The sequence below is a fragment of the Chryseobacterium sp. CBo1 genome, assembly GCF_001693475.1.
GTDB lineage: Bacteria > Bacteroidota > Bacteroidia > Flavobacteriales > Weeksellaceae > Chryseobacterium > Chryseobacterium formosense.
The window spans coordinates 1-2,088 of record NZ_MAUH01000054.1; the positions used below are offsets into that span (position 1 = coordinate 1).

At 35.6% G+C, this 2,088-nt stretch carries 2 protein-coding genes; both read right to left on the reverse strand.

The window, feature by feature from the left end; genetic code table 11:
- Window positions 1–730: DUF6443 domain-containing protein (locus BA768_RS17770; RefSeq protein WP_228388482.1), on the reverse strand; the 730-nt coding region annotated here is incomplete at its 3' end.
- Window positions 731–740: 10 nt separating this feature from the next.
- Window positions 741–1,850, reverse strand: a complete 1,110-nt coding sequence (locus BA768_RS17775; protein ID WP_065721856.1) for a hypothetical protein — start codon at window positions 1,848–1,850, stop codon at window positions 741–743.
- Window positions 1,851–2,088: the final 238 nt, after the last annotated feature.

Sequence of the window (2,088 nt, forward strand, 5' to 3'; positions counted from 1 at the left end):
GCGGAATAACAAAGGCAAGCTGGTTATATTCATTATAAACATAATAAGTATCTGCACTTTGTGTTCCGTCAAGCATTTTTCTTACCAATATCGTTTGTCCCTGTCCATTCTTAAATTCAATGGTTTTATTGCCGTCTTCATCGGTCACCGTGTTTTTGTACAGCTGAGCTGTTCCATAGCTTCCGTTATTACTAATCTCAGATTTCGTTGCATTGTTTACCCATGTTGTTGTCGTGGTAAACCTGATAACTTCTCCTGCAATGTTCGCATCATAATCAAACTTTACAGGTTTCTGGCTCCAGTCGTTACCCACCTGGATCTGCTGCTGGATTCGGTCTAATGGCGAGTTTTCTAAAATCTTCTCCGAATAGATCTTTTCTGATCCGTAAATTCCGGACTGTGTCGCATTAGATAAAGGACTGGAAATGATAGCTCCGTTCATAGTATTGGATTGCGGGACAGGTAAATAATCTTTTACCTGTCTGCCGAAGCCGTCATATTCAATATGCGTTACAACATCTTTTTGAAGAGGTGATGCTTTTACATTCACAACCTGCTTTGGTCTGCCTAAACCATCGAAATACTGAACCGTTTCCGAGGTTTTGGAAGCTGTAGTTCCGTTATAATCCAGATACGTTTTCGTGTAAACATAATTTTCTGTAGGACTCAACTGGGCATGAGCTGAGCTGTGAAACAATAAAGCTCCTATGGGAATGAGTATCTTTTTCATGTTTGTGTTTTTATGGTTTATAGTTGTATTTGAATTCTTTTAAAACTTTCCCTAACGCATTATTTTCTCTGATTTCCTTTAAACGGTTGGCTGTATCGTAAAGGTAAACCTCCCTGATTCCCGAAGGTGGCGTGATACTCTTTACCCCAATCAACGGATCATACGTGTAAGTCGTGATCTGGGCACTGCTCAATGCAGACTGTTTTCTGAAGATATCTAATTTATCTATTAAATCCTGCTCTGTAGTAGCATTCGTATCCGAATCGGACGCCGAAATAATGTCAGCCGCCAAAGATGAAACCTGTGCATAAGTGGCTCCAACTATTTTTGCTATTGGCTGAGTAGAATTATAACCCCAGATAATGGCAGTAGAAATTCCGTCCTTTGTCGTATACTGTAATAAATTCCCTTTTGAATCGTATTGATCGTAAGTAATTTCCGTTGAGACAGTATTTTGAAGATCATAAGACAAAACAGAGGTAGGAAATAAATTCAAAGGATTATCGTATTTAATTTCTATTTTTGATAACATTTTTGAGTTTTCCTTTACCTCGGTTTCTAATGTAATACCAATCATGTTGGCATTTACTAACTTTTGATTTCCTTTTTCAGGGGCATATTTATAACTTGTATCAATCATAGCGTCCTCTCCTGAAGAACTATCTTTTTTAGAAGTCAGAGTCGTTGGGTATAAAGGGTTATCGTAAAAATATTCCGATATTTTTGACTTCTTTTTACCCCCAATAAAATAATCCGTCGTTGTCTCTCTTTTTAATAGGAATGCATCGCTGTGTTTTACGAAAATAGGGAAATTACCTTGCTGAGTATTATTATTTAATCCAATGTAAGAAGGAAAAACACCATTAACATAAGCATTACCTGCCATACTACTTATCGGCGCCGCAGCATCTATGAGAGATTCACCTCCAGGAGAATAGTAAGTTGGGCTTATGAGATTGTATAATAGCATTTTCACATTTCTTTCTTGATGATAATTGACACTCGCATTAGGTGCTCCTGCTAAATAAAAATCTCTTTTACTAATTTTAATTGTATCATTATTACTATTAAAAGCTATATATTTTAATAACTGACCATTTCGCCAGTCTCTGCTTTCCATAAACTCATATTTTGCTGAAGTACTTTCTGTTGTTGCAAGATGATTATCACCACTTTGAAATGGAGATTCTACATAGTATTGAAATATTTCTCTTCCTTTAATATTATTAATACCCGTAGTGCATTATCACACAATAGCTATTTTAATATTATTCATTTTTCTTTTATAAACAAAAACATTTATGAATTGGATAAATGTGAGTGTCATTATTTTACTTAGTATTCTTGTTTTGAATCCA